This is a genomic window from Fulvivirga ulvae, from assembly GCF_021389975.1.
GTDB classification, from domain to species: domain Bacteria; phylum Bacteroidota; class Bacteroidia; order Cytophagales; family Cyclobacteriaceae; genus Fulvivirga; species Fulvivirga ulvae.
Map to the genome: position 1 here is coordinate 919713 of NZ_CP089981.1, position 23733 is coordinate 943445.

At 39.9% G+C, this 23733-nt stretch carries 26 protein-coding genes; 12 read left to right on the forward strand and 14 right to left on the reverse strand.

What is annotated here, in order from left to right; all coding sequences use genetic code 11:
• Nucleotides 1-62: 62 nt before the first annotated feature.
• Nucleotides 63-701: an alpha/beta hydrolase gene (locus LVD17_RS03925; protein WP_233764885.1), complete on the forward strand. Its 639-nt coding sequence runs from the start codon at nt 63-65 to the stop codon at nt 699-701.
• Here the strand turns inward: LVD17_RS03925 and LVD17_RS03930 are convergent.
• From LVD17_RS03930 to LVD17_RS03945, 4 genes are all read right to left on the reverse strand, one after another.
• A complete protein-coding gene (locus tag LVD17_RS03930) occupies nt 696-1451 on the reverse strand; it encodes an SDR family NAD(P)-dependent oxidoreductase (RefSeq protein WP_233764887.1) in 756 nt (251 codons plus the stop codon). The two genes, LVD17_RS03925 and LVD17_RS03930, sit on opposite strands and share 6 nt — an antisense overlap.
• Nucleotides 1452-2189 (reverse strand): type IX secretion/gliding motility protein PorT/SprT, encoded by a 738-nt coding sequence (porT, locus tag LVD17_RS03935; protein WP_233764889.1) that lies wholly within the window; start codon nt 2187-2189, stop codon nt 1452-1454.
• Nucleotides 2138-2860 carry a bifunctional demethylmenaquinone methyltransferase/2-methoxy-6-polyprenyl-1,4-benzoquinol methylase UbiE gene (gene ubiE / locus LVD17_RS03940; RefSeq protein WP_233764891.1) on the reverse strand — a complete coding sequence of 241 codons (723 nt, stop codon included), beginning with the start codon at nt 2858-2860 and terminating at the stop codon, nt 2138-2140. Before ubiE ends, porT begins: the two co-directional genes overlap by 52 nt.
• Before the next feature lie 223 nt (nt 2861-3083).
• Complete coding sequence (locus LVD17_RS03945; protein ID WP_233764893.1) at nt 3084-5213, reverse strand: OmpA family protein; 2130 nt, start codon at nt 5211-5213, stop codon at nt 3084-3086.
• Nucleotides 5214-5427: 214 nt separating this feature from the next.
• Between LVD17_RS03945 and yihA the strand changes: the two genes are divergently transcribed.
• From yihA to LVD17_RS03960, 3 genes are read left to right on the forward strand one after another with little or no spacing between them, the layout of a single operon-like run.
• Nucleotides 5428-6027, forward strand: a complete 600-nt coding sequence (gene yihA / locus LVD17_RS03950) for a ribosome biogenesis GTP-binding protein YihA/YsxC (RefSeq protein WP_233764894.1) — start codon at nt 5428-5430, stop codon at nt 6025-6027.
• A gap of 51 nt (nt 6028-6078) precedes the next feature.
• Nucleotides 6079-6543: a DUF5606 family protein gene (locus LVD17_RS03955; RefSeq protein ID WP_233764896.1), complete on the forward strand. Its 465-nt coding sequence runs from the start codon at nt 6079-6081 to the stop codon at nt 6541-6543.
• Nucleotides 6543-6854 carry a hypothetical protein gene (locus tag LVD17_RS03960; RefSeq protein ID WP_233764897.1) on the forward strand — a complete coding sequence of 104 codons (312 nt, stop codon included), beginning with the start codon at nt 6543-6545 and terminating at the stop codon, nt 6852-6854. The genes LVD17_RS03955 and LVD17_RS03960 overlap by 1 nt, the downstream gene beginning before the upstream one ends.
• On the opposite strand, the gene fbp is transcribed toward LVD17_RS03960, so the two are convergent.
• Nucleotides 6851-7843: a class 1 fructose-bisphosphatase gene (fbp, locus tag LVD17_RS03965; protein ID WP_233764898.1), complete on the reverse strand. Its 993-nt coding sequence runs from the start codon at nt 7841-7843 to the stop codon at nt 6851-6853. The two genes, LVD17_RS03960 and fbp, sit on opposite strands and share 4 nt — an antisense overlap.
• Before the next feature lie 87 nt (nt 7844-7930).
• Here fbp and LVD17_RS03970 point away from each other — a divergent pair, with 87 nt between their 5' ends.
• Nucleotides 7931-9178 (forward strand): aspartate kinase, encoded by a 1248-nt coding sequence (locus tag LVD17_RS03970; RefSeq protein WP_233764899.1) that lies wholly within the window; start codon nt 7931-7933, stop codon nt 9176-9178.
• Here LVD17_RS03970 and LVD17_RS03975 read toward each other — a convergent pair.
• On the reverse strand, nt 9175-9666 hold the full coding sequence (locus tag LVD17_RS03975; protein WP_233764900.1) for a low molecular weight protein-tyrosine-phosphatase: 492 nt from the start codon (nt 9664-9666) through the stop codon (nt 9175-9177). The genes LVD17_RS03970 and LVD17_RS03975 overlap by 4 nt on opposite strands.
• A 267-nt stretch (nt 9667-9933) precedes the next feature.
• Here LVD17_RS03975 and LVD17_RS03980 point away from each other — a divergent pair, with 267 nt between their 5' ends.
• Nucleotides 9934-10707 (forward strand): enoyl-CoA hydratase-related protein, encoded by a 774-nt coding sequence (locus tag LVD17_RS03980; protein WP_233764902.1) that lies wholly within the window; start codon nt 9934-9936, stop codon nt 10705-10707.
• 58 nt (nt 10708-10765) lie between these two features.
• Here the strand turns inward: LVD17_RS03980 and LVD17_RS03985 are convergent, their stop codons facing one another.
• On the reverse strand, nt 10766-11818 hold the full coding sequence (locus tag LVD17_RS03985) for a DUF6588 family protein (RefSeq protein WP_233764904.1): 1053 nt from the start codon (nt 11816-11818) through the stop codon (nt 10766-10768).
• Nucleotides 11819-12012: 194 nt separating this feature from the next.
• On the opposite strand from LVD17_RS03985, the gene LVD17_RS03990 reads away from it, so the two are divergent.
• The 4 genes from LVD17_RS03990 to rsgA all read left to right on the forward strand — a co-directional run bounded on the left by LVD17_RS03990 (nt 12013) and on the right by rsgA (nt 15359).
• Complete coding sequence (locus LVD17_RS03990; protein ID WP_233764906.1) at nt 12013-12459, forward strand: Fur family transcriptional regulator; 447 nt, start codon at nt 12013-12015, stop codon at nt 12457-12459.
• A 32-nt stretch (nt 12460-12491) separates the two neighbouring features.
• Nucleotides 12492-13121, forward strand: a complete 630-nt coding sequence (locus LVD17_RS03995; RefSeq protein WP_233764908.1) for a peroxiredoxin — start codon at nt 12492-12494, stop codon at nt 13119-13121.
• Nucleotides 13122-13194: 73 nt separating this feature from the next.
• Complete coding sequence (locus LVD17_RS04000; RefSeq protein WP_233764910.1) at nt 13195-14439, forward strand: 3-deoxy-D-manno-octulosonic acid transferase; 1245 nt, start codon at nt 13195-13197, stop codon at nt 14437-14439.
• On the forward strand, nt 14436-15359 hold the full coding sequence (gene rsgA / locus LVD17_RS04005) for a ribosome small subunit-dependent GTPase A (RefSeq protein WP_233764912.1): 924 nt from the start codon (nt 14436-14438) through the stop codon (nt 15357-15359). Before LVD17_RS04000 ends, rsgA begins: the two co-directional genes overlap by 4 nt.
• A gap of 1 nt (nt 15360) precedes the next feature.
• Here the strand turns inward: rsgA and LVD17_RS04010 are convergent, their stop codons facing one another.
• Nucleotides 15361-16221 carry a glycosyltransferase family 2 protein gene (locus tag LVD17_RS04010; protein WP_233764914.1) on the reverse strand — a complete coding sequence of 287 codons (861 nt, stop codon included), beginning with the start codon at nt 16219-16221 and terminating at the stop codon, nt 15361-15363.
• 67 nt (nt 16222-16288) lie between these two features.
• Between LVD17_RS04010 and gmd the strand changes: the two genes are divergently transcribed.
• Nucleotides 16289-17365 (forward strand): GDP-mannose 4,6-dehydratase, encoded by a 1077-nt coding sequence (gmd, locus tag LVD17_RS04015; RefSeq protein WP_233764916.1) that lies wholly within the window; start codon nt 16289-16291, stop codon nt 17363-17365.
• The gene (locus tag LVD17_RS04020) at nt 17362-18285 is read left to right on the forward strand and encodes a GDP-L-fucose synthase family protein (protein ID WP_233764918.1); all 924 of its coding nucleotides are present in this window, start codon (nt 17362-17364) and stop codon (nt 18283-18285) included. The genes gmd and LVD17_RS04020 overlap by 4 nt, the downstream gene beginning before the upstream one ends.
• Here the strand turns inward: LVD17_RS04020 and LVD17_RS04025 are convergent.
• From LVD17_RS04025 to LVD17_RS04050, 6 genes are all read right to left on the reverse strand, one after another.
• Entirely contained in the window at nt 18282-19307 is a 1026-nt protein-coding gene (locus tag LVD17_RS04025; protein ID WP_233764920.1) for a YABBY transcription factor, read from the reverse strand. The two genes, LVD17_RS04020 and LVD17_RS04025, sit on opposite strands and share 4 nt — an antisense overlap.
• A 212-nt stretch (nt 19308-19519) precedes the next feature.
• Nucleotides 19520-20452 carry an O-fucosyltransferase family protein gene (locus LVD17_RS04030; RefSeq protein WP_233764922.1) on the reverse strand — a complete coding sequence of 311 codons (933 nt, stop codon included), beginning with the start codon at nt 20450-20452 and terminating at the stop codon, nt 19520-19522.
• Nucleotides 20445-21848, reverse strand: coding sequence for an oligosaccharide flippase family protein (locus LVD17_RS04035; RefSeq protein WP_233764923.1), 1404 nt, complete (start codon nt 21846-21848; stop codon nt 20445-20447). Before LVD17_RS04035 ends, LVD17_RS04030 begins: the two co-directional genes overlap by 8 nt.
• A gap of 6 nt (nt 21849-21854) precedes the next feature.
• Nucleotides 21855-22784 (reverse strand): GNAT family N-acetyltransferase, encoded by a 930-nt coding sequence (locus LVD17_RS04040; RefSeq protein WP_233764924.1) that lies wholly within the window; start codon nt 22782-22784, stop codon nt 21855-21857.
• Nucleotides 22774-23169, reverse strand: a complete 396-nt coding sequence (locus tag LVD17_RS04045; RefSeq protein ID WP_233764925.1) for a sugar 3,4-ketoisomerase — start codon at nt 23167-23169, stop codon at nt 22774-22776. Before LVD17_RS04045 ends, LVD17_RS04040 begins: the two co-directional genes overlap by 11 nt.
• Nucleotides 23170-23179: 10 nt before the next feature.
• Nucleotides 23180-23662 (reverse strand): Mpo1 family 2-hydroxy fatty acid dioxygenase, encoded by a 483-nt coding sequence (locus LVD17_RS04050; RefSeq protein ID WP_233764926.1) that lies wholly within the window; start codon nt 23660-23662, stop codon nt 23180-23182.
• Nucleotides 23663-23733: the final 71 nt, after the last annotated feature.

Here is a 23733-nt window from a genome sequence, read left to right on the forward strand (position 1 = left end):
CTACAATAAGAATTTTATCAGGGCAGGTTCCTTTCAGGGGCCTGCTTTTTTATTTTCCCAATATGAGACAGGAGAGTATCAATTTTGGATTTGAGGCAAGATATTTCCAGTCAGCAGAAATTACTGCTAATACAAAACAGCTAATTTATGTTATTCACGGATACGGTCAGCAAGCCCAGTACTTTATACGCAAATTTAATGCCCTTAATAATGATGAAATCTGCGTAGTAGCCCCCGAGGGGCTCTCACGGTTCTACCTGGAGGGGTTCAGTGGCAGAGTAGGTGCTACATGGATGACGAAAGAGGAAAGGCTAACCGATATTAAAAATTACATTAATTACCTTACCGCAATACACCAGCAACTCACGGCAGGCAGGAAAGACCTTAAAACATCAATAGTGGGCTTTTCGCAGGGAGCAGCCACTGCCTCCCGATGGGCCGCCATGAGCCACATATCCTTTGAAAAGCTCATTCTCTGGGCAGGGATTTTTCCACCCGACATGAACTTTGAGAAGGCCTCCCATCAGTTCTCTGGTAAAAAAATATACTATGTTTACGGCACTGAAGATCCTTTTCTAACCAAGGATAGAATGGAAGAGATGAAAGAACTATCTAAAATGGTGGAGGTAAAACCCTCAGTAATCTCATTTAAAGGCGGTCATGATATAGCAGACTCTCCACTCAAAGAGATTTTCCTATGATCTGTTGACAATAGTTGAGCTGGCCTGGTCTGTTGGAAAAATGATCAGGTCACTAATATTTACGTGAGCCGGCCTTGTTATTACAAATAGTATGGTTTCTGCAATATCTTCCGGTGTTAGTGGTATCATACCTTTATAGGTATTATCAGCCCTTTCCTTATCCCCTTTAAATCGTACCATAGAAAACTCCGTTTCAACCAGACCGGGGTTGATGGCAGTCACTTTAATACCGTATCGGTTTAAATCCAGGCGCATACCATTGTTAATAGCGTCTACAGCATGTTTCGATGCGCAATAGACATTACCATTCGGATACACCTCTTTGCCCGCTATAGAGCCAATATTAACGATGTGTCCACTATTACGGTCAACCATACCTGGTATAATAGCTTTGGATACATATAATAAACCCTTAACGTTAATGTCGATCATGGCATCCCAATCGTCAATATCCCCCTGATCAATTGGGGACAGCCCGTGCGCATTTCCTGCATTATTGATCAGCACATCAATATTCTTCCAGGAGATTGGAAGAGCACCCAGAGTAGCCTCTACACTGGCCTTATCTCTGACATCAAATGATAAAGAGGTAATTTCACAATAACCTCTCAGCTCCTGTTCCAATTTTCTTAGGCGCTCCTCTCTTCTTCCACATATTATCAGATTAAAATCATTTTGAGCCAGCACTCTGGCCGTTGACAGACCGATTCCAGAGGTAGCTCCTGTAATAAGCGCAGTACGTTTTGACATTTATTGAAAGAGAAAATAAAGTGTTATGGTATTTGTATTTAACCGATCTATACCGGCACTGAATTCATTTTGGGCTGTACCCAGCATATTTTGGATCCCCCGTGAGAACCGGATTTCAGGAGAAAACTTAAATAGTGGATAATACAAGTCTACTCCAAAGCCAACATCTACCGACATATTGAATTCTCTGATATTAAGATTATCATCTCCAACCGACTCCACATCGTTTTTGCCTGATGCTTCCAGTCCGGGCTTGACGCCTCCGACAAAATACATTCTCACATTACCCCGGCGTTCCGATTTGTATTTTAGCAGAATTGGCAGCTCTACTACTGTGGTTTCTACTAACTCATTGATTGTGGGCAGATCCAATCGCTGATATTCTAATGAGTGTTCATAAAACGCCACTGTAGGAAGTACCCTCACATCTAAAAAATCCGCTACCCTCATATTCACAATGAATCCGAGGGAAAAGCCTCCTGACCAACGGGGCGAAATAGAGTATAACGAGTCTAACGACCTGCTTACAAAAGCATCAGAATATTTTAATTGATATGCAGAGGTATGAAGCCCTATTAAGAAACCATAGCTTATGAACCTGTCGTCATAATTTGGGTTATTGATACCCACCTGGCGCTGCGACCACGCCGCAGAAGAGCAAGTGAGCACAACTAGTGCCGATAGTATTACTTTACTCCAGTGTATATTGAACTTACGCCAAATGTTAGGGGCTTGCATTGAGTATTTTTAAAACCTACTTTTTTTAATATTTCTAAAAATCTTTCACCATCAGGAAACGCCTGTACTGACTCTGGTAAATAAGTATAAGCGGCCCTGTCTTTCGAAACCAATCTACCAATTTTAGGCAAAATTGCTTTAAAGTAAAAGTTATATATGTTCTTAAATGGGAATCTCGCTGGTCTTGAAAATTCAAGTATTACTGTTTTACCTCCGGGTTTAAGTACCCGATACATATCAGCAAGCCCCTTTTCCAGATCCTCAAAATTCCTTACACCAAAAGAAACGATGACTGCATCAAACTTATTGTCATCAAACAATAGCTTTTCAGAATCCCCCAGCTGGAGTTCTATTTTATTGTCCAGTTTCCTCTTTCTGAGCTTTTCCTTGCCCATATTAAGCATCCCTTCACTGATATCCACCCCAATTATTTTGTCGGGATTCAGCTTAAGGGCTTCAATAGCAAAATCTCCGGTGCCGGTGGCAATATCAAGTATAAGTTTGGGATTATCTTCCTTAAGCAGGCTAATGGCTTTCTTTCTCCAAAGAATATCTATGCCCAGACTAAGAAAATGATTCAGAAAATCATATTTCTTGCTGATACTGTTAAACATTTCAGCTACCTGCTCTTTTTTACCCGACCGTTGCTCTTTGTAAGGTACTACCGCCATTATCTATTTGCATTATAACCCTTTGGGAAAGGGTTTGTTAAAACTGTTGCAAATATCCTATATCCGGTTAGTAATTCCTAATAAAGGTTCTGCTTTGCAAAAGGTAGTACAGGGTTGCCGCTTATCTCTCAAAACCTCGGGACTGTCGGCTAAAAAGGGCTGTTTCAATATTCTGGCCAAACCGGCTTTTTGAAACAGCCCACTTTCACAATTTATTACGGTATTATTTGCCGCCTATTACTTTGAATTCTACCCTTCTGTTCAACTCCCTTCCTTCCTTCTCATCATCATTGCTGGCCAGAGGTCTTTCTTCACCATATCCTACCGCTGTCACTCTTCTGGCATCGATACCCTTCTTAACCAAATAATCCTTAACAGCATTGGCTCGTCTTTGAGACAAGGTTTTATTATAATCTTTTGAACCAATATTATCAGTATGTCCCGAGATTTCAATCTCCATACCCGGATTCTGAGCCATCATGGTCTCGAGCTTATTAAGCTCGTTGTAAGATTCGTCTTTGAAAGTGGCCTTGTCAAAGTTAAAGTAGATATTGCGCAGAACAGAACGGGTTCCGATTCTGAGCTTTTGCAGATTGATAGTTCTGTTTATGATCTGCGGTTCAGTTGTAGGCTTTACCGCAATATCCAGATTCTGGAATACATATCCATCTTTTTCAATAGACAAGCGGTATGTTTTGGCATCGGGGGTGGTAATTTTGAACTGATAAGATCCTGTACCTGTATTACTCTTGCCAGCCACAACATTATCCGACAAACCTTTAAGACTCACCTTGGCGTCCACCGGCTGTTTATCTTCGTCCAGAACTGTTACATTTACCGTTACCGGTTGAAGTTGAGGTTTAACCTCTTGCTTTACTTCCTCCTGTTTTACCTCTTCTTGTTTTACTTCTTCCTGTTCAGTTTCCTCTTGCTTCACCTTATCAATCTTTCTGCCATTGTCTTCAGGCTCCTTTACTTCTTCTTTATCCACCTTCTTAGAAGCTATGGTCTCTCCTACCTCTCCATCTTTAAGGATTGTAACCATATAAATATCTGTATACCCAAGCCCGTCTTCTCTGACTGATGCATAATATCCGCGCTTTCCATCTTTGGTACTAACAAAGTAAATATCATCATCTGGCGTATTGATAGGATATCCAAGGTTTTCCGGTTCGCTCCATTCATTGGCAGCACTGTCATATACAGACTTGAAGAGGTCGTAACCACCCATGCCCTTGCGGCCCTGGCTACTGAAATATAAGGTTTTTCCATCATAATCAATAAAAGGACCGTCGTCGTCATATGAAGTGTTGATTACAGGCCCAAGATTTTTTGACCTGGTCCACTCACCGTTGCGATCCTTGATGCTGTAGTAAATATCAATACCGCCCTGACCTCCGGGCCTGTCGCTGGCAAAAAACAAAATGCTTTGATCAGGAGATATGGAAACTGCGTTTTCTTTAAAACCTGATGAGTTAATATTTTCACTTAGCGGATGAGGGAAAGTCCAGGTATCATCTTCTTTGCGTTCAGAGACATAGATATCTCCGTTATTGTCATCCTTGTAAAGAAACAGCTGATTACCGTCAGCAGAAAGTGCTAAACTTGACCCATGGTATGGAGTGTTAATAACGTCTCCGATGTTTTTTGCCGCCCCCCATTTTCCACCTGTCTTTTTAGAAATAAATATATCTTCAAAAGGTTTGTTATCCCTGTCCACGTTTTGGTTCAGGTTACCATCTTTTCTTCTTGATGTAAAGATCATGGTCGTTTCATCTTCATTAAGTACAGGAGCATACTCTTCGTACTCAGAGTTAATGGCGTTCCCAACATTCACAATAGAATAGTGCGCAGGATTGGCCACAAATTCAATGGCATTTTCACACTCATATATCCTTCTCTCTACTTCAGGGAGTTCGGTGCGGTCCCTGCCACGGTAACCATCATGCTGTATAAGTTTGGCTTTGTATTGATTGTAATATGCAAGGGCCTTGTCGAAATTCATTCCGTACTGATAGCTTCTTCCAATCCAATATGTGATATCGAAACGATATTCGGGATTTAGCTCAAGTACTTTGAGAAAGTATTTTACTGCACGGTCTTTTCCTACAGTGCGCAAGTGAAAATCACCTGCCATATAGTTAGCCTTTATATTGGTAGGGTCTGCCTCTACAGCTTGTACATACATCTCCCTTGCCTGATCCATGGCCTGAGTTGCAGCCATAATTTCCTCTGCTGTCAAAATGAGGTCTTCGGCCAATTTCTTGTTTTCCGGGCTTACCTGCGAAAAACCTTTTAATGCAAAACAGAGAAAAAGTACAATAAAAAATAAAAACCTAAGCCGTTTATACATTTTGTGATGATATTTGCTGCTCAATTTAAAAATATTTAAGTTAAAAAAATAGCAGTGTATTAATGTGTAAAAACTTTATTCAGTTATTAATTAACAATTATAATACTTAAAATTGAATTGAAGTATTACTTTAACACTAAAAAAATACAAGGTTACTGATTAGCTACTAAATATAGCTAAATGTTTCTATTTTTCGTAACCATATCCTTATATAATGAAAATCACCAAAGCAGACTTTGTTACAAGCAGTAGCAACCATAACCAGTGTCCTGAGGCAGATTTTCCAGAATTTGCATTCATTGGCCGCTCGAATGTCGGCAAATCATCATTAATTAACATGCTAACTAATCATAAAAAGTTAGCCAAGGTTTCAGGGAAACCCGGAAAAACACAATTAATAAACCATTTTCTGATTAATGATAACTGGTACCTGGTGGATTTACCCGGATACGGTTGGGCTAAGGTAGCAAAGACCGAAAAAGAAAAATGGGGTGCCATGATCCACGATTATCTGGTCACGCGAAAAACTCTTATTTGCATCTTTGTACTGGTGGACTCAAGGCTCGCCCCACAACCAATTGACGTAGAGTTTATTAACTGGCTGGGAGAAGTAGGCCTGCCTATGGCTATAATATTTACAAAGGCTGATAAACAATCAAAGAACAAGACACAGTCATCTGTAGCAAAGTACAAAAAACATCTGCTTAAATACTGGGAAAAGCTACCTGATATGCTCACCACTTCATCACAGACAGGCACTGGAAAAGAGGATGTGTTGAATTATATAGATGGCCTGATATCTGCTAGTAAATAATAAAATATTAAGGTAGCTTTGAGGTTCAAAATTTAAAAAAGTATTTAGTATATGGATTATAGTGACATCGCATCTGTAGCCGGTAAAGGTGGGCTTTTCAAAATAGTAAAGCCTACAAGAACAGGGGTAATTCTGGAGTCATTAGATGATAAAAAACAAAAGTTGGTAGCCAGTGCTACCCAAAGAATTTCTGTACTGAGTGATATCTCGATTTACACAACTGATCAGGAGGGATCAAGACCTCTTGAAGATGTATTCAGACAAATAAATAAAGAGTTTGACGGAGATTTGGGCGTCACTGCCACTTCCGAGCCTGATGAATTGAAGGCATTCATCAAGCATGTTATTCCTGACTATGATCCTCAGCGTGTATATGTTTCTGATATCAAGAAAGTAGTTAACTGGTACAACGCCCTGAAACAAAATGCTCCTGAACTTCTCGAAGAGAAGGCCTCTGAAAAAGAAGAGAAAAAGGAAAAGCCTGCAAAAGCAAGCAAAAAGGAAAAGCCTGAATAATGCCATCAAACGACGTTCTGCAAACCGTCAGTTTAATCAAAAAAGATCTTTCGCTGGATCATGATGCACTACCGGGATCAATAGCTTCTATAGATGACTTAAAAGAGTTGTTGATCCCGGTAATTAACTATTTGCTTGATCGTGATATGACGCGCTTACTTAATGCCCTGTACAGGATAGATATCAGTGAAAATAAGGTCAGGCAGGTACTAACCGTTGAAAATCCTAATGATATTGCTCCAAGACTGGCTGAGCTAATTGTGCAGCGAGAGCTTCAGAAAGTTATTACAAGGAGGAAATATAGTAGTTAGCCTTTGTAAAACTCCTCCACCTTATTCACCATATTTTTTGACCCGATAAATAGCGGAGCCCGCTGATGCAATTCTTCCGGTTGCAAATCAAGAATTCGTTGTGTACCTGTAGATGCAGTGCCGCCTGCCTGCTCAACGATAAAGGCCAGCGCATTACACTCATATAACAGTCTAAGTTTTCCGTTTGGAGAAGCCGCCGTGGGAGGGTACATATAAATACCTCCTTTAAGAAGGTTCCTATGAAAATCAGCAACCAAAGACCCTATATACCTTCCTGAATAATTGTTTTCTCTACAAAAGTTAACATAATTCTTTACAGGCGCCGAAAAGCTATTATACGACCCTTCATTGATCGAATATATTTTACCATCTTCCGGGATACTCATGTTGGGGTGAGAGAGGAAATATTCTCCCAGAGAAGGTTCATATGTAAAGCCATTAACGCCATGACCGGTAGTGTATACCAGCATAGTCGAAGAGCCGTAAAGCAGATATCCGGCAGCAGCCTGCTCTTTACCCTTCTGCATTACGTCCTCTTTGGTAATTGGCGTACCAACAGGAGTAACCCGTCGATAAATTGAAAATATAGTTCCTATGGATACATTTACATCGATATTAGATGAACCATCGAGCGGGTCAATCGCTATTACATATTTACCATCATTGCTAAGGTCTGTTATCTCCTCATCTTCTTCAGAAATGATGGCACAAGCCTCTCCTCCTTTGGTAAGTGCCCTGATAAACCTGATATTAGCGAGCACATCGAGTTTTTGCTGATCTTCACCCTGCACATTCTGAGCCCCTATCGGGCCTACAATGTTGATCAGTCCTGCTTTATTGATTTCCCTGTTTACTACTTTCCCGGCAAGAGCGATGTCACGCAACAATTGTGACAATTCACCGGTAGCATATTGAAACTCATCTTGTTTTTTCTTTATGTATCTATCCAGGGTTGTCCCTATGGGCAGGGCTATGCGAGAATCCTCCATAAATTGGTAAAGGCTTTATTATGTGAAATTTTAACTGCTATTTTGAGGGCAAATTTAGCATAAAATAATTATTCAATCGTTTGCGAAATGAAAGTATTTAAGTTCGGCGGAGCATCGGTAAAAAATGCTGATGCTATTAGAAACATGTGTGACATAATCAGTAGCTATTCAAATGAAAAATTGGTAGTGGTAATTTCTGCAATGGGTAAAACCACCAACGCACTGGAAGCCGTAATAGCCGCCAAGCTTAATAATCGTAATTTCGAGGAAGAGATTGAGCTAATCTACCACTACCATCATAATATATGCTCAGAACTTTTTGATACCAATGATCTGATCTTTACTGAAATTTCTGAAATTTTCAATGACCTTCGGCACGAACTGGTTCAAAACTATGAATACAACCAGCTTTATGACCAGATTGTTTCTAAAGGGGAGATTATATCTACCAGAATTATCGCTGCCTATCTAAATAAAAAAGACTGTAATGCGGAATGGCTGGATGCACGGGAATATGTAAGAACTGACAATAGCTTCAGAGAGGGACGGATAGATTGGAGGTTGACTGAGGAGCTGATAAGACATGATATAGCCCAGAAGGCAGCTGAAAATATCCTGATCACCCAGGGTTTTATAGGCCGGTCAGAAAACAACTTCACTACTACGCTGGGACGTGAAGGATCAGATTTTACAGCCGCAATTTTTGCTTATTGCCTTGATGCAGAGTCAGTTACAGTTTGGAAGGACGTACCCGGTATTCTTAACGCTGATCCCAAGATAATTCCAGATGCAGTTTTATTCAGCGAGCTGCCATATAAAGAGGCTGCTGAGATGACCTATTACGGAGCATCGGTCATTCACCCAAAAACAATCAAGCCCCTGGCTAACAAGGGGATTCCGCTTTACGTCAGGAGTTTTGATCATCCTGATGAGCCAGGCACCATCATACATGATTGTAAAATAAAAGCGCTCCCACCTACTATCATTATAAAAAATGAGCAGTGTCTGGTATCTTTTAAAGTTATAGATTACACGTTCATTAATGAAGAGAACCTGAGCATGATCTTTAAAAGTCTTTCCGAAATTGATATGAAGATCAATATCATGCAGAATTCGGCTATTTCTTTTTCCATAGTCGTGGATTATGAATTTAACAAACTTGAAAAGCTGCTAGAGTCTTTAAAGACTCATTTTGATATCAGATATAACACAGGGTTAAAACTGATTACGGTCAAAAACTATGCTCAGGAAATATTGAATAAATACAGAAATGATCAAAGGATACTGCTGGAGCAAATCTCAAGGAATAATTACAGGGCTTTGATAGCTCCTTAGCTTATCGAAACATTTAGCCCATGTGTTTTAATTATCTGATTTAAAAACTCGCTTACAGAGCGCTGCAAGATCAGGTAAACATGCTGAAACCCCTCTTCTCCTCCGAAGTATGGGTCAGGCACATCGGCTCCCTTATCTACGGGGTCAAAATCTCTGATCAACATAAACTTATCAGAAAATTCATTGGTTTGATCGAGCCTTTTGACACAATCCATATTTGCCTTATCCATGGTCACGATATAGTCGAAAGTCCTAAAGTCTTTTCTGGAAAATTGCCTGGCCTGATGCTCCAGCTTTAATCCGTTCTTTAAGGCATTTTTCAATGTGCGCTCATCAGGCTGTTCACCAATATGATATTGGCTGGTACCACATGAATCCACTTTTATCTGATCATTAAGGCCCAACTCATCAATTTTCATTTCCATCAACCCCTGAGCAAGTGGTGATCTGCAAATATTGCCCAGACACACGAAAAGGACTTTTATCATAACTTTAAAATTAATGTTGCTCAACTATTGACTGCACTAATTTACATTAACTTACAGCTACATCAATAATAACTGTAATACAATGATTTGATAATAATAATTTCAACAAAAGAAACAAAAGAAAGGTTACTTCCAAAAGCTCACTAGTATATAACAGTAACATAGCACTTTTTACTCACCTGTTTAGTATGGTTAGTTGGAGCCGCCTTTTGAAAAAAGGCGGCTTTTCATTTTATTGCGGCTTTGAACAAAAGCCTAACAAATAAAATGGAATTCATAAAAGTTACCCCTGACTATAAACCTTACATTGCCCTCATAGAACTAAACAGGCCGAAGGAGCTCAATGCCCTAAACCTGCAGTTAATGGGAGAGCTCAGAGATGCGTTAAAAGCACTGGACAACGACGACAACGTAAGGACTATAATTATTACCGGCAATGAAAAAGCATTTGCTGCCGGTGCTGACATCAAGCAAATGGCAGGGAAATCTGCCGTGGATATGCTCAAAATAGATCAGTTTAGCACCTGGGATCAGATAAGGAAAACAAAAAAACCATTGATCGCTGCAGTATCCGGATTCGCGCTGGGTGGTGGTTGTGAGCTTGCTATGACCTGCGATATGATCATTGCCTCGGAAACTGCCAAGTTCGGACAACCTGAAATCAAAATTGGTGTAATGCCTGGAGCCGGTGGCACCCAGAGATTAACAAAGGCCATCGGAAAAGCAAAAGCAATGGAGCTGGTATTGACGGGCAGGTTCATTTCAGGAGAAGAAGCTATGCAATATGGCCTGGTAAATAAAGTAGTGCCAGTTGAAATGTATATGCATGAAGCCATAAAACTGGCAGAGGAAATTGCGCAGATGTCCCCTATAGCTGCTCAACTTGCCAAAGAATCTGTAAACAGGTCATTCGAAACACACCTCGATGAAGGGCTGACCTTTGAACGTAAGAACTTTTACCTGACTTTTGCTTCTGAAGATCAGAGTGAAGGCATGCAGGCTTTTATAGAGAAAAGAAAACCTGAGTATAAAGGAAAATAAGAATATAGAAAGGGCTGTTTAGAATCAAAACAGCCCTCTCTATATATTGATATAAGTATTACCTTACACTGAAACCAAAACCTACCGTTAAAACATCATATTTCTGTACTGTATAATCAGCATGGAGTGTAAAGATGGCAAGTTTTAAACGCATACCTGCCGTTAAACGCGGGCCACCCGTTTTAAAGGAAAGGTCAATAGGATCTGTATATACTTCATCCACCACACCAAAATCATCAGTAACTACATAGTCTCCTTTCAGCTTAAGCTCAGATCTTACACGGTTAAAGCCTAAGCCACCATACAGCGTCAGCACTGAGAATTTTTTAGAGATAATACCCTGAACAGTGAGCGTATTAACATCAAATACGCCCAATCCGTTGGTGGTGCTCACGCCTCCGCTACCTGCGTTCACCTCTTCATCAAAAGCTACATCTGTACTTACACTTGTATATCCCACAAATGCCGACAAGTCGAACGGAAGGTTTTTGATACCAGGAATATGCTGTTTAACATCGTGCATAATACCAAATCCAATAAGTTTGAATGTACCATTATCATCTATTTCTATTTCCGGAGTCCACCTGATCTTAATATCGGTATTTTTGATAATCCCTATTCCTAATTGCGCCATGGGTACAGGAACAGCCTGCATTCCTATTTCATCTTTCAGGTTAAGCCCTTCAGGCGCATCAAATGAGACACTTTCATTGGTATTGGGGTCAGTAACCGTGTATGTTGGCAATTGCTGCGCATCATTGGTACCAAAAATTGTTGGAGCCTGATCCTTATCGTAAGAGAAATTAGATGAGAGGTTTAGTGCATTAAGATCATAAAGCAAGTCTTTATCAGGAACATATGCAGCATTAACCGTTACTGTCAAGTCAAAGCCCCCAGATTTATGAGCTTTTGCTGTATTATACCAGCCACTTCCTAAACTGGTTCCAAACCCCTTCATGAACGGCTCAACATACCCCTCAATTAAAAGATTGGCATCACTTAGCCCGGCTTCCAGCAATTTATCCAGGTCATCCTGTGCCTTCACCTGATTAAAACCAAAAAATAAGATGGCCACTGCGACCATTAGCTTTGTCGTAATTTTTTTCATCATAGACATCAATTGTGGTGAAATACTAATATAAATATTTAAAAATTAAATTCCTGCCTGATATGTCTTCTTTAGATATCCTTGTACCACAAGTGGTAACCAAATTTGTCTGTTAAAAACTTGTAGGTAAGCGAATCGCTTCCTAAGTTTGCGGCAAGTTATTCCTAGATAATAATTATTCTTATTTAAGAATTATTTTGAATACAAATTATTCACATATTAAAGACCGGATCTCAGAATCAGGGTTGAAGGTAACACATCAGCGTATTGTAATACTTGATGCTGTACTTCAGATGAATAATCATCCCACAGTTGAGCATATTTATGAAAATATTAAAGATGCCAACCCCAGTATATCGCTAGGAACTGTTTACAAAACCGTAGAAACATTTGTAAACAATGGCTTATTATCCAAGGTTTCTACGAATGAAGGGCAGATGCGATATGATCCAAAGCTCGATAATCATGGACATATTTACTGCACCAACACCAGTGAAATCATTGATTATTATGACGATGAGCTGAATGATATGATTCTCAATTTCTTTAAAAAGAAAAGAGTCAGTAATCTTAAGATCAAGAATATAACACTCCAGATCAATGGAGACAAGGTTGATCCCGAGAAAGATGTTTTAATTAAATAAATGTAGAATAAATAAAAATTGATCTAAAAACTATGTCACTAGTAGGAAAAAAAGCTCCTGTGTTTAATGCTCCTGCCGTAATAAACGGAGAAGAAATCGTTGAGTCTTTCACATTAGCTGATTACATTGGCAAAAAAGAAGTTATTTTCTTTTTCTACCCCAAAGACTTTACTTTTGTGTGCCCAACTGAAATCCACGCTTTCCAGTCTAAACTGGCTGAGTTTGAAAAAAGAGGCGTACAGGTAGTAGGTTGCTCTTGCGATACAGAAGAGACACACCTGGCCTGGTTAATGACAGCCAAGGATAATGGTGGTATCGAAGGTGTAACTTACCCATTGGTAGCTGACAGCTCAAAAACTGTAGCAAGCAACTATGGTGTACTTGCCGGAGACTGGAGCTACAATGAAGAGGGAGACCTTGTATTCGAAGGGGCTCCTGTATCATACAGAGGAACTTTCTTCATCGATAAAGATGGTGTTGTAAGACATGAAACTATCAATGACCTTCCTTTGGGAAGAAACATCGATGAAATGCTAAGAATTGTTGATGCATGGCACCATGTACAGCAGCATGGCGAAGTTTGCCCTGCAAACTGGGAAGAAGGGAAAGAAGCTATGTCAGCTACAAGAGACGGTGTAGCCCAGTATCTTTCTAAGAATTAATTCCTCTACAAAATAAATAGAGAAAAAAACCCTCTGTATTGCAGAGGGTTTTTAATTTTGTACCATTATATATATGGGCGGACTCATCTACAATATTTCTCTATTTTTCTATAATGTCTTTATCCGCATTGCGGCTCTTTTCAACAAAAAAGCGCGTCTTTTTGTAGAAGGACGCAAAAATCTGTTCCAAAGGATCGAAAAAGCAGTAGATGGAAATCAGGAATCTATAGCCTGGTTTCACTGTGCCTCACTTGGTGAGTTTGAACAGGGAAGACCTCTAATTGATGATTTTAAAACGGAATACCCTGATTATAAAATATTTCTCACATTTTTCTCTCCGTCAGGATATGAAGTAAGAAAGAATTATTCAGGTGCAGATTACATTTTTTATTTGCCGGTTGACTCAAAAAAGCACGCAAAGAAATTTCTGGACCTGGTAAATCCACAAATTGCCTTTTTCGTTAAATATGAGTTCTGGCATTACTATGCCAAAGAACTTCGCTGCAGAAAAATCCCTCTTTTATCAACATCATCCATTTTTAGAGAGAATCAACTGTTTTTCAAAAAGTATGGTAATTTCAACAGATGTATACTGAAAAATTTCACCTATTTTTTTGTGCAGGACAACAGTTCATTAAAACTTCTTGAATCTATAGGTATTACAAACGCCTCCGTAAGTGGCGATACACGTTTTGACCGTGTAATGACGATCTGCAAGAACAAAAAAGAGCTTCCCGAAGTAGCCAGCTTTAAGAATAACAGAAAGTTAATGGTCATTGGTAGCTGTTGGCCAGAAGACCTCGATGTACTCATACCATTTATCAATGACACTGATCTTAAGTACATAATAGCTCCTCATGAAATAGAAGAAAGATTTATTGAACGAATAGAAAGAGATTTACTTAAAAAAGTAGTTCGCTATTCGGAGCTTAAGGACTTTAAAGATCCCTCTGAATTCGATGTATTAGTCATTGATAATATTGGCATGTTGTCCAGCTTGTATGCCTACGGCAATTATGCGTATGTAGGTGGAGCTTATGGCCAGGGGTTGCATAATATTTTAGAGCCTGCAACCTTCGGGTTACCAGTATTCTTCGGAAATAAAAACTATACCAAGTTCAGGGAAGCGCTGGACCTTACCAATCTGGGTGGTGCGGTTGCACTGGCAGGATATGATGAATTAAGGAACCAGTTCAGGGCTTTCTCAGATGAAACAACCTACAATATCGGAAGCCAGATCAACACTGGCTATGTAAAAGACAATACTGGTGCAACCAGAAAAATAATTGACTACTGCAAAACGATACTTCATTCATGAAGGGATTAGTGATGAAATCCACAGGCTCCTGGTATGATGTACTCGGAGAAAATAATGTGACCTATACCTGTCGCACCCGGGGAAAACTAAGGCTAAAAGGTTTCAAAACCACTAACCCTATTGCCGTTGGCGATTACGTTAATTTTTCAATAGATGAAGAAGCCCCTGAGCAGGGACTAATAGACGAGATCAAGCCCCGGGAGAATTACATCATCAGAAAATCAGTAAAACTCCAAAGTCAGGGTCATATCATAGCTTCCAATATTGACCAGGCCATACTCATTGCCACACTGGTCTATCCTCGCACATCGCTGGGTTTTATTGATCGCTTTTTGGTTACTGCAGAGTCATTCCGTATTCCGCAGGTACTGGTGTTCAACAAAATTGACCTGCTTGAAAAAGAGCAAAACAATGCGCTGGAGCAAATCATAAGCATCTATGAAAAAATAGGCATCAGGTGTTTAAAAATATCTGCCACCAAAAACACCGGACTAGATGAATTCAAAAAGCTACTGCATAACAAAAAGAGCCTTTTGTCAGGACATAGTGGTGTGGGAAAATCTACCATACTGAACAAAATAGCCCCTCACATTGATCAAAAAACCAGTTCTGTATCTGACTTCGCACAAAAAGGTGTGCACACTACAACTTTTGCTGAGATGTTTAAGCTGGATGACAACACTTTTATTATTGATACACCAGGCATCAAGGAGCTTGGCATTATTGACATTAGTCCTGATGAATTATCTGACTATTTCCCTGAAATGAGGGAGCTCAGCTCAGAGTGCAAGTTTCACAATTGCACACATACCCATGAACCGAAGTGTGCTATCAAAGATGCTGTAGATACCGGAGAGATTGCAGAAAGCCGGTATATCAGTTACATAAGCATACTTGAGGGTGATGATAACCGACGATAGGCTATTTCAGAGATTTTAACAGCCTGAAGTATTTAAGCGCTACCTCAAAACTGATTAACCTGAGAGACAAGGTGATCTCATATTTTATCCGTTTTTTCAGCGCTTCCTTTTCACTATTATTCCGGATCATTTTGCTGATCTTTTCGCACACCCTAAAGGTTGAGTGTAGATAAGTGCTTCTTATTTTAAACTGTTTCTGCCCTGCTGATCCTGACACAACCCGTTTTTTCATCAACACTTTATCGGTATAGATATACTTGTAGTCCCGGGACGTTCTGATCCATAAATCAAAGTCTTCATAGGCCAGCGATGCATCGTAACCGCCCATTGCATCTATGATATCCTTCCTGAACATAACCGTAGGGGAGCATATAAAATAGCGCCTGATCACCTCCTCAAAGACATCGCCTTCGGGGACAGGCACTACTGAGTGACCAAGTTCATCAATCGGATAGTGAAAACTGATATGCCTTCCGGATTTATCCACACGCTCTGCATTACTGAAATTAACGCCGCAGGTATCACCTCCTCTTTGAAACGCCTTAACCCCCTCCTCTACCCTTTCCGAGCATAAAATATCATCAGCGGCAAGGTCGATAATATATTCACCACCGGCCTTTTTAAGCCCCTCATTAAATGCAGCACAATGCCCAAGATTTTCGGGCAAAGGGAAATACTTTATTTTCGGATGCTTCTCCACCATTTGATTGATGATTTGATGGCTATTATCAACACTTGCATCATCTACCACAATTAACTCTATGTTTTCATAGGTTTGCTCGAGAGCAGAAAGAATTGCTTCTTTAACAAATCTTTGCTGGTTATAACATAAGCAGATGATGGAAACGAGTGGTGTATGCATAAAGAACAAAAATAGTAAGTATGGGACACCAATTTTTTAAATTTACCTGTTAATACAAGATCCCTAAATGAAAAAAGCTTTAATAACAGGTATAACGGGTCAGGATGGCTCCTACCTTAGTGAGTTTCTTCTTAACAAGGGCTATGAGGTGCATGGTATTAAAAGGCGGAGTTCATTGCTGAATACAGAACGCATTGACCACCTTTACCAGGATCCACATGAACCTAACAGGAACCTTATTTTGCATTATGGCGATATGACTGACTCTATGAGTATTACTTCCCTAATTCAAAAGATACAGCCCGACGAGATCTATAATTTAGGCGCGATGTCGCATGTAAAGGTAAGTTTTGAGATACCTGAATATACCGCCAATGTCAATGGTCTTGGGGCCTTAAGGATACTTGAAGCCATTAAGCTATTAGGATTACAAAAAAAGACGCGATTTTGCCAGGCCTCTACTTCAGAGCTTTATGGGAAAGTGCAGGAGGTACCTCAAAATGAGAGCACTTGCTTCTACCCTCGGTCACCATATGGAGTAGCCAAACTTTTTGCATATTGGACAACTGTCAACTACAGAGAGGCTTATGATATCTTTGCTGCTAATGGCATTATGTTCAATCATGAGTCCCCGCATCGTGGAGAAACTTTTGTAACAAGGAAAATAACAAAAGCCGTAAGTAAAATGGCTATGGGCCACCCTGAAACGCTTTACCTCGGCAACCTGGAAGCGAAGCGAGACTGGGGCCATGCCAAAGACTATATAAGGGCGCTGTGGCTCATCATGCAACAGGAGAAACCCGATGACTTTGTGATAGCAACGGGAATCACTACAACCGTCAGGGAGTTTGTAATTAAAGCTTTTGATCTTGTGGGTGTGGAACTGGAATTTTCAGGTACGGGCATTGATGAAACAGGTATTGTAAAAAATGTAACGAACCCTGAATATAAGTTCACAAAAGGCCAGGTTGTCATCAAGATCGATCCGGAGTATTTCAGGCCAGCCGAGGTTGACGAGCTTTTGGGAAATGCCAGTAAGGCCAGGGAGCAGTTAAAGTGGCAACCGGAATATTCATTAAATGATATTATAAAAGAAATGCTGGAAAGTGACCTTAATACCACTACACCGCCCTATAAACATTGAACAAGCAAGACAAAATATATGTGGCCGGACATACCGGCATGGTGGGATCGGCCATTGTGAGAAGGCTGGAGTCGGAAGGCTTTACCTCCATAGTCAAAAGGTCATCTTCTGAATTAGATCTTCGCAATCAGAGCGACGTGCATGATTTTTTCGCTTCAGAACGCCCGGCCTATGTTTTTCTGACCGCTGCCAAGGTAGGAGGAATATTGGTCAATGATACCTACAAGGCGGATTTCATCTATGACAATCTGACCATTCAGACCAACGTAATCCATCAAAGCCATGAGAGTGGTGTTAAAAAGCTACTCTTTCTTGGGTCTTCTTGCGTCTATCCCAAACTTGCACCTCAGCCGCTGAAAGAGGAGTACCTGCTAACAGGTGCATTGGAACCCACCAATGAACCTTATGCTATTGCCAAAATTGCCGGAATAAAAATGTGTGATGCTTACAGAGACCAGTATGATCGCGATTTCATTTCAGTAATGCCGCCTAACCTATATGGCCCCAATGATAATTTTGACTTGAACAACTCCCATGTACTGGCCGCTTTAATGCGAAAATTCCACGAAGCCAAACTTTCCGGAGCACGCACGGTCGAGCTATGGGGCACAGGTAAGCCTATGCGTGAATTCATGCATGTAGATGACTTGGCAAGGGCCTGTGTTTTCCTCATGACCAATTATTCAGAAAGCGGATTTATTAATGTAGGTACCGGTAAAGAAATATCCATCTATGAGCTGGCACTATTAATAAAGAAAATTGTAGGGTACGACGGTGAAATAAAGTTTGACCATACAAGGCCAGATGGCACACCACGGAAAGTCATGGACATTTCCAAAATTGAGGCCCTGGGTTATCATGCTCAAATTGGATTGACTGAAGGCATTACTAACATGTACAAACAAACCTTCAAAAGCTAAGAATTACTCTCTATCTCTTCGTAGAGTTCCCCAAAAGTAAGCATATGCAAAACATGCTGTGCCAGCAAAGCAGGGCGTATGAAAGCATCTACATGTCTGCCCAAAAGCATTGCATACCTGCCTGAGTACCTCATCACTGTATCTTCACCCATATGCGGTATTTTATACTCGGGAAGTATCTCTATGAACCCTGCCGCCAGAGAAGTGGGGATTAACATGTTAGACCCATGTACACCAACCACAACATGGCTCTGCGCATAGATCTCGCACCACTCCCTTTCAACGGCTAATGAAATACTCTCTGTTCTTCGGTCTTTTGCCAATCGACCGAAAGTACCATTACTACCCAACCCAGTTATAACAACACTGATCTCAGGATTATATGCCTTAATCCTTTGTATTGTTTGCTTCACCAATTTATTCTGCCTCCAAACCAACAGCTTACGAAAATATCGCTGCCATTTGAATTTGATAAGGACGTGGTTCAAAAACTCTTCAGCCCGGTTAGCATGCCAAAAGCGGTCTTCACGAAGTACGAAGGTTACCCGGGGCTTCAGGTCATTAAATTGCCTCAGATCAAACTTCTCTATCCTCAGGAATTTATAGTCGTCTATTTTATCTGTATCCAAAAACACCGGAGCCACGGCCGCATAAAAACGAGAAAACCTGGTTATTTCCTTCTTCACCAGATCGTCCAGGTTGGCAATATATTTCTCCATATCCTTAAATCGTACATCAACCAGCCATACCTCTGCTACTCCTTCCGGAATCAGCCATTCCATTTTTTGGGGGATTAGAACTATTATAGATTTTTCCGGATACTTCTCCAGGAGAAATTGCGCATTCCAAAGCTTGGCATACACATGTCCAAAGCAGTCATCCAGGCAATTCAGAAGAATAGCTTCTTCGTATTTTTTATGTTGTTTTATTTCAATAACAGGTTTTATGGTAATATTTCGTGTAACAGCATGTATTAAAGGCTTAGCCAGCCATACCTCTGCCCTCTTACTGTAATTACTCATGAGTCCGTTTTTAGAAAAAGCTATCGGAAACAATGCATCATGAGAGATGGGCAAGGTTTGATAAAAGGTGGTGTTACAGCTCTCGCAAAGGCAGTCTAAAAGTATATGGATTCCCTCAAATAAATACCCATGAATATCAACTGTCTGAGATTGACAGTTCACACAACGAACGGACGCTTCCGGTTTAGGCAATATTTCTATCAGATCCGTCTTTACCATTTTCTAATACCCCATTTATCAAGATAATATAAGATAAGGGTTTTGAAGCGTTTAACCTTGGGTTGCCAACGCTCCATCAGCTTGTATTTTAGCCCCGGGTTAAAGAACATCGCCGCATAAGAAAGGTTGGAATGAGTAAGTATAGCCGATGTACAGAGCGATAAAGAATAGCAATCCACTAAAGCATCCAGCCCTAATTGATATCTATCACTTATTTGCAGGTTAGCATGCACCGCCTCACTGTTCAATGATCGAACCACCTCATTAACGATCAGTTTATCTCCATATTTGTCACTAAAAAGATCAACAATATACTGTTCATCAGTGGCTAGAAAAAGTCTATCCACGTGCTTAATCCTTTTGTCTACCTCGGCCAGATATTTTTCCAGGCCTACCGGAGGAATCTCTCCAGGATGATCGGTACCACGAAAGTGTACCCCCAGCACATGATATCCTTCAAAGCGCTTTTTTGTATCATCTAAAATAGCCTTAACCTCTGGCTGATATTTTAGCTTTTGGATCACACTTTGATAGATATCATTAAAAAATGTGCGACTCCATATTCTCAGGGGATGAACTTCATTATATAAGTTAATAACTGGTCTATCATATTCTCGTAAAGCTTTCAGAGGTTGATCAAAGTAATAATTCCAAAAATTTTCATTTCCATCTGATCTAAAGTCAGAGTAAAGGTATCTTCCATTACTAAAATTGATATTGTATGGTATTTGTATCCAATCCGCAAACCTTATCCCATATATTGCCTGAATAAACAATGAAAAAAAGCCTCTCCCACAATTGTTCAAATGAGGCTTACCACACGGACATTTATTTATCATACACCTCACCACATAAACAGCTCCACCCTCTTTAAATTCGGACATCCGCTTAGAAGGAATGATATTTCTCTTTTCTGCTCTACCCATTATTATTAACAACCATTCTGATATAACAAACTATTCTATAAACAGACACTATGAAAAGAAGGATAATAGGGTATACAACTAGATCATTCAATCCAAATAACCTAAAGAAATAAAGTAGTATAGCAGAAAAATAATGAACAGCTATGACATCTAAAATCTCGACAATAGAAAAGTTGAAGGATTTAAAAAACCCCAAGTAACATGTAAGAGGAAGGCTAACAAACAAGGTACTCGCCAGATATAGATAGATCATAGTTTCTATAGAATAAAACGCTCCTACAGTAATCAATGAAACAAGTAGAATGCCCGAAACTCCTCCACTAATAAGTAAAAACCTTTCTTTTCTAAGGATGATATATATATTAATAGCTAGCCTGTTGAACACCATGACGATAAGTGCAATACTCAATAAACTCAAATAGGCACCAACACTGCTCCATTCCCTTCCCCATAAAACCACGGATAACTCAAAGGGAAAAAGACTGAATAATATTATAGGAAGTACAATTATTGAGCTTGCCAGCTTAATGAAATTAATCATTTCTTTTTTAACCTGTTTTTTATTTAATTTTTTATTCGCTAAAATTGGAAGCAAAGTATTATTAACAAGACCTTCAATCAAACTAACGGGCATAATCATTAACGAATAAGCTCTATTGTACAACCCCAATCCTGTTTCTCCATACAATTTTCCAACCCATAACTTGTCTACAGATTTCTCCCAATACTGAATGAAGTTTAAAAAGCCAAATGTATATACCAATGCTTTAACCTTAAACCAAGCATTTTTCACATCAGAGACTGAAAACACGATTAATGGCAATTTTACAAATCTCTGATAAAGCGAATAATAAAGCACAGGCGCGAACAAATGAGGAAGAACTAAAGACCAATAGGAGAATCCTGCTCCAGCAAATATGATAGTGCATACCACCTGAAAAACTACAACTACCAACTCCACTTTTGCTACTAACACAAGTTTTTCCTCTTTTTTCAGATAGGCAATCATTGCTTTTGGAAAAGCATAGAGAAACAATATAACCGCATAAGTGAGTCCTATGGGAAATAATTCTTTTTGATTGAAGAAAACTGATATTGGATACGCTAGTACCCCCATAATTACAGCAACAACAAATCCAATTAATAGAAAAAGATTTTGCAGACGTTGGTAAAAGTATCTATCACCAGCCTCACGTATTGCCGATTCTGTAACCCCCATATCCGTAAATCGCATTAGAAAACTATAAAAAATTGTTGCCATTGCTATGACTCCAAACTCCTCTGGAGCCAATAGTCGTGAGATAACTACTGAGCTTAAAAAAAAGATCAATTCCCCGAGGTACTTATATGCGCCTACACTGAAAAATTGCTTAAGCAAAAGCTTTTGAAGGTTCATGGGCAATTAAATACTTCGTTCAAAAATTATCTTTTCTGATGCCTTGGCCCCCAAATTCTTTTTGAATGCATAAACCCCCTCTTCTATGGAGGTGCCCAGATCCAGTAGCTTATAATTTTCTCTCAGTGCATAATTGTATATACCTTCAAGTAAGGGAACAACAGGACTGTGTTTTCGAAAATTCAAGTCATCTCCATGGTAAAAATCGTACAGTATACCCTGATTTACTTTGACGCATACGGAGGAGCCAATCATTTGACTCTGTTGAAAAAGCCCGAAAATAAGATAGCGATCAGGAAATGTTAAAATAGTTTGCTCAAGGTCTTCATAGGGCATACTCACTGTATAACCTTTCTTCTGCCGGCTTGAGTAAATCAACTTATACACCTGGGGTAGAAACTGTATATCAAGCTGTCTGAAATTAAAGCCTAGTTTTTTGGCTCTGTTTAAATACCTCCTTTCATCTGCGTTTACAAGACTGGTGAATACCTGATTACTTACAGGAAGATAATGGTTAGGGTGCCTTTCTATAACTTTAAAACCAAACTCGCATAGCACCTTGTTGATAATGTTGAAATGTGATACATGGTATGCACCTGGAAAAGAAACGATCCGAACCTGCTTAAAGCCCAATGTTTCAAGCTGGTGTAACAACTGGTCCACAAAAAATGACAACTGCCCTTCCTGAACATTCTCTCCCAGTTCAAAGCTACCGAATGAACTCCTGCTAAGGCTAACAGCTACTTTCCCTTGCCAGGTAAAGCAAATCCTGCCGATCGCCTCCCCTTCACTAGTTTCAAGAGTCCAGCAGTAACTACGCAGAGATTGATTATAACTCACAAAAGCGTGGGTATGAAAAAAAAACGAATTGTCTCTTAGAGGATTAAAAGCACCTTGCTCCTGATAAACATTCAGACCAAGTGTATCATGCCTCATGATCCAGGGCTTTGAAATTTTTGTAATCCTTGATATAGCCTTGTTCATTATACTCGTTGGAGGCCAAAACCATCAATATGGTACCCTGAGCACATTGCATCTTGAGCCAATGCCGCCGGGGAAAGTATAGTGCTTTGGAAGGATCATTCAAATCAAAAGTGTAACGGTCTCCCCGGGTACTCTCAAGGTCGATATGAACATGACCTTGCAGGCAGATCAACACCTGATCGGCATTGATATGGGCATGACCTCCCCTTTCAGTTTCTGCCCTGACGTCATAAATCCAGAAAACCCTTTTCACCCAAAAAGGAATGTTGTCTCCTTCAATAAAACTTAATTTGCCTCCCTTCGCTGCTGTTTCGGGCAATTGTATAATACCCGGCAATTCCCTCTTCTTAATAACTAATCCCTATTTTTTTAAAAATAAAATGCATTAACCAGGCAGGGCCAATCATCAGAAACTGAACATCCTTAAAGAAGGAAGGCTTCTTTCCCTCGACCTTATGCCCATAAAACTGACCGATCCAGGCCAGCACAAAAATAACAATGGCAATAAGCCATAAAGGGGCAAAACTGAGCTGATCGAGGCTTTTTGCTATAAATAGACAAAGCACTGAAAACAGCATCATACCTACTGCCAAAGGTATGGAAAGTGTAATATAATAGGCCAGTACCACTACAAGCGTTACCGTGGCCCAGTTAACATACGGATTCCCGGCATTACCCAGAAACTGCTCAAGCGGGCCATGTGGAATAGACCAGATCAATGCCACAATACTAAAAAAGATCAATGGTACACAGATCCAATGTATGGTTTTGTTCGTTGCATTCTGATGGCTCTCGCCGTATTCACTAAGTAGTTGGTCTATTTTTCGCATAGCGTTTCAGTTTACAATTCACTGGTTTGCCCGTTTACAGTTCCTATCCCTGACTGTAAACAGATCACCTT

Excerpts from the sequence above, each read along its gene's own strand:
- LVD17_RS03970 (WP_233764899.1), top strand. The coding sequence starts at position 7,931 with ATGAAAGTATTTAAGTTCGGCGGAGCATCGGTAAAAAATGCTGATGCT.
- LVD17_RS03975 (WP_233764900.1), bottom strand. The coding sequence starts at position 9,666 with ATGATAAAAGTCCTTTTCGTGTGTCTGGGCAATATTTGCAGATCACCA.
- LVD17_RS04000 (WP_233764910.1), top strand. The coding sequence starts at position 13,195 with ATGGGCGGACTCATCTACAATATTTCTCTATTTTTCTATAATGTCTTT.
- LVD17_RS03960 (WP_233764897.1), top strand. The coding sequence starts at position 6,543 with ATGCCATCAAACGACGTTCTGCAAACCGTCAGTTTAATCAAAAAAGAT.
- LVD17_RS03980 (WP_233764902.1), top strand. The coding sequence starts at position 9,934 with ATGGAATTCATAAAAGTTACCCCTGACTATAAACCTTACATTGCCCTC.
- LVD17_RS04025 (WP_233764920.1), bottom strand. The coding sequence starts at position 19,307 with ATGAGTAATTACAGTAAGAGGGCAGAGGTATGGCTGGCTAAGCCTTTA.
- rsgA (WP_233764912.1), top strand. The coding sequence starts at position 14,436 with ATGAAGGGATTAGTGATGAAATCCACAGGCTCCTGGTATGATGTACTC.
- LVD17_RS04040 (WP_233764924.1), bottom strand. The coding sequence starts at position 22,784 with ATGAGGCATGATACACTTGGTCTGAATGTTTATCAGGAGCAAGGTGCT.
- fbp (WP_233764898.1), bottom strand. The coding sequence starts at position 7,843 with ATGGAGGATTCTCGCATAGCCCTGCCCATAGGGACAACCCTGGATAGA.
- LVD17_RS04030 (WP_233764922.1), bottom strand. The coding sequence starts at position 20,452 with ATGGGTAGAGCAGAAAAGAGAAATATCATTCCTTCTAAGCGGATGTCC.
- gmd (WP_233764916.1), top strand. The coding sequence starts at position 16,289 with ATGAAAAAAGCTTTAATAACAGGTATAACGGGTCAGGATGGCTCCTAC.
- LVD17_RS03985 (WP_233764904.1), bottom strand. The coding sequence starts at position 11,818 with ATGATGAAAAAAATTACGACAAAGCTAATGGTCGCAGTGGCCATCTTA.
- LVD17_RS04050 (WP_233764926.1), bottom strand. The coding sequence starts at position 23,662 with ATGCGAAAAATAGACCAACTACTTAGTGAATACGGCGAGAGCCATCAG.
- LVD17_RS03995 (WP_233764908.1), top strand. The coding sequence starts at position 12,492 with ATGTCACTAGTAGGAAAAAAAGCTCCTGTGTTTAATGCTCCTGCCGTA.
- LVD17_RS03930 (WP_233764887.1), bottom strand. The coding sequence starts at position 1,451 with ATGTCAAAACGTACTGCGCTTATTACAGGAGCTACCTCTGGAATCGGT.
- LVD17_RS04035 (WP_233764923.1), bottom strand. The coding sequence starts at position 21,848 with ATGAACCTTCAAAAGCTTTTGCTTAAGCAATTTTTCAGTGTAGGCGCA.
- porT (WP_233764889.1), bottom strand. The coding sequence starts at position 2,189 with ATGCAAGCCCCTAACATTTGGCGTAAGTTCAATATACACTGGAGTAAA.
- LVD17_RS03955 (WP_233764896.1), top strand. The coding sequence starts at position 6,079 with ATGGATTATAGTGACATCGCATCTGTAGCCGGTAAAGGTGGGCTTTTC.
- LVD17_RS03925 (WP_233764885.1), top strand. The coding sequence starts at position 63 with ATGAGACAGGAGAGTATCAATTTTGGATTTGAGGCAAGATATTTCCAG.
- LVD17_RS04010 (WP_233764914.1), bottom strand. The coding sequence starts at position 16,221 with ATGCATACACCACTCGTTTCCATCATCTGCTTATGTTATAACCAGCAA.
- yihA (WP_233764894.1), top strand. The coding sequence starts at position 5,428 with ATGAAAATCACCAAAGCAGACTTTGTTACAAGCAGTAGCAACCATAAC.
- ubiE (WP_233764891.1), bottom strand. The coding sequence starts at position 2,860 with ATGGCGGTAGTACCTTACAAAGAGCAACGGTCGGGTAAAAAAGAGCAG.
- LVD17_RS03945 (WP_233764893.1), bottom strand. The coding sequence starts at position 5,213 with ATGTATAAACGGCTTAGGTTTTTATTTTTTATTGTACTTTTTCTCTGT.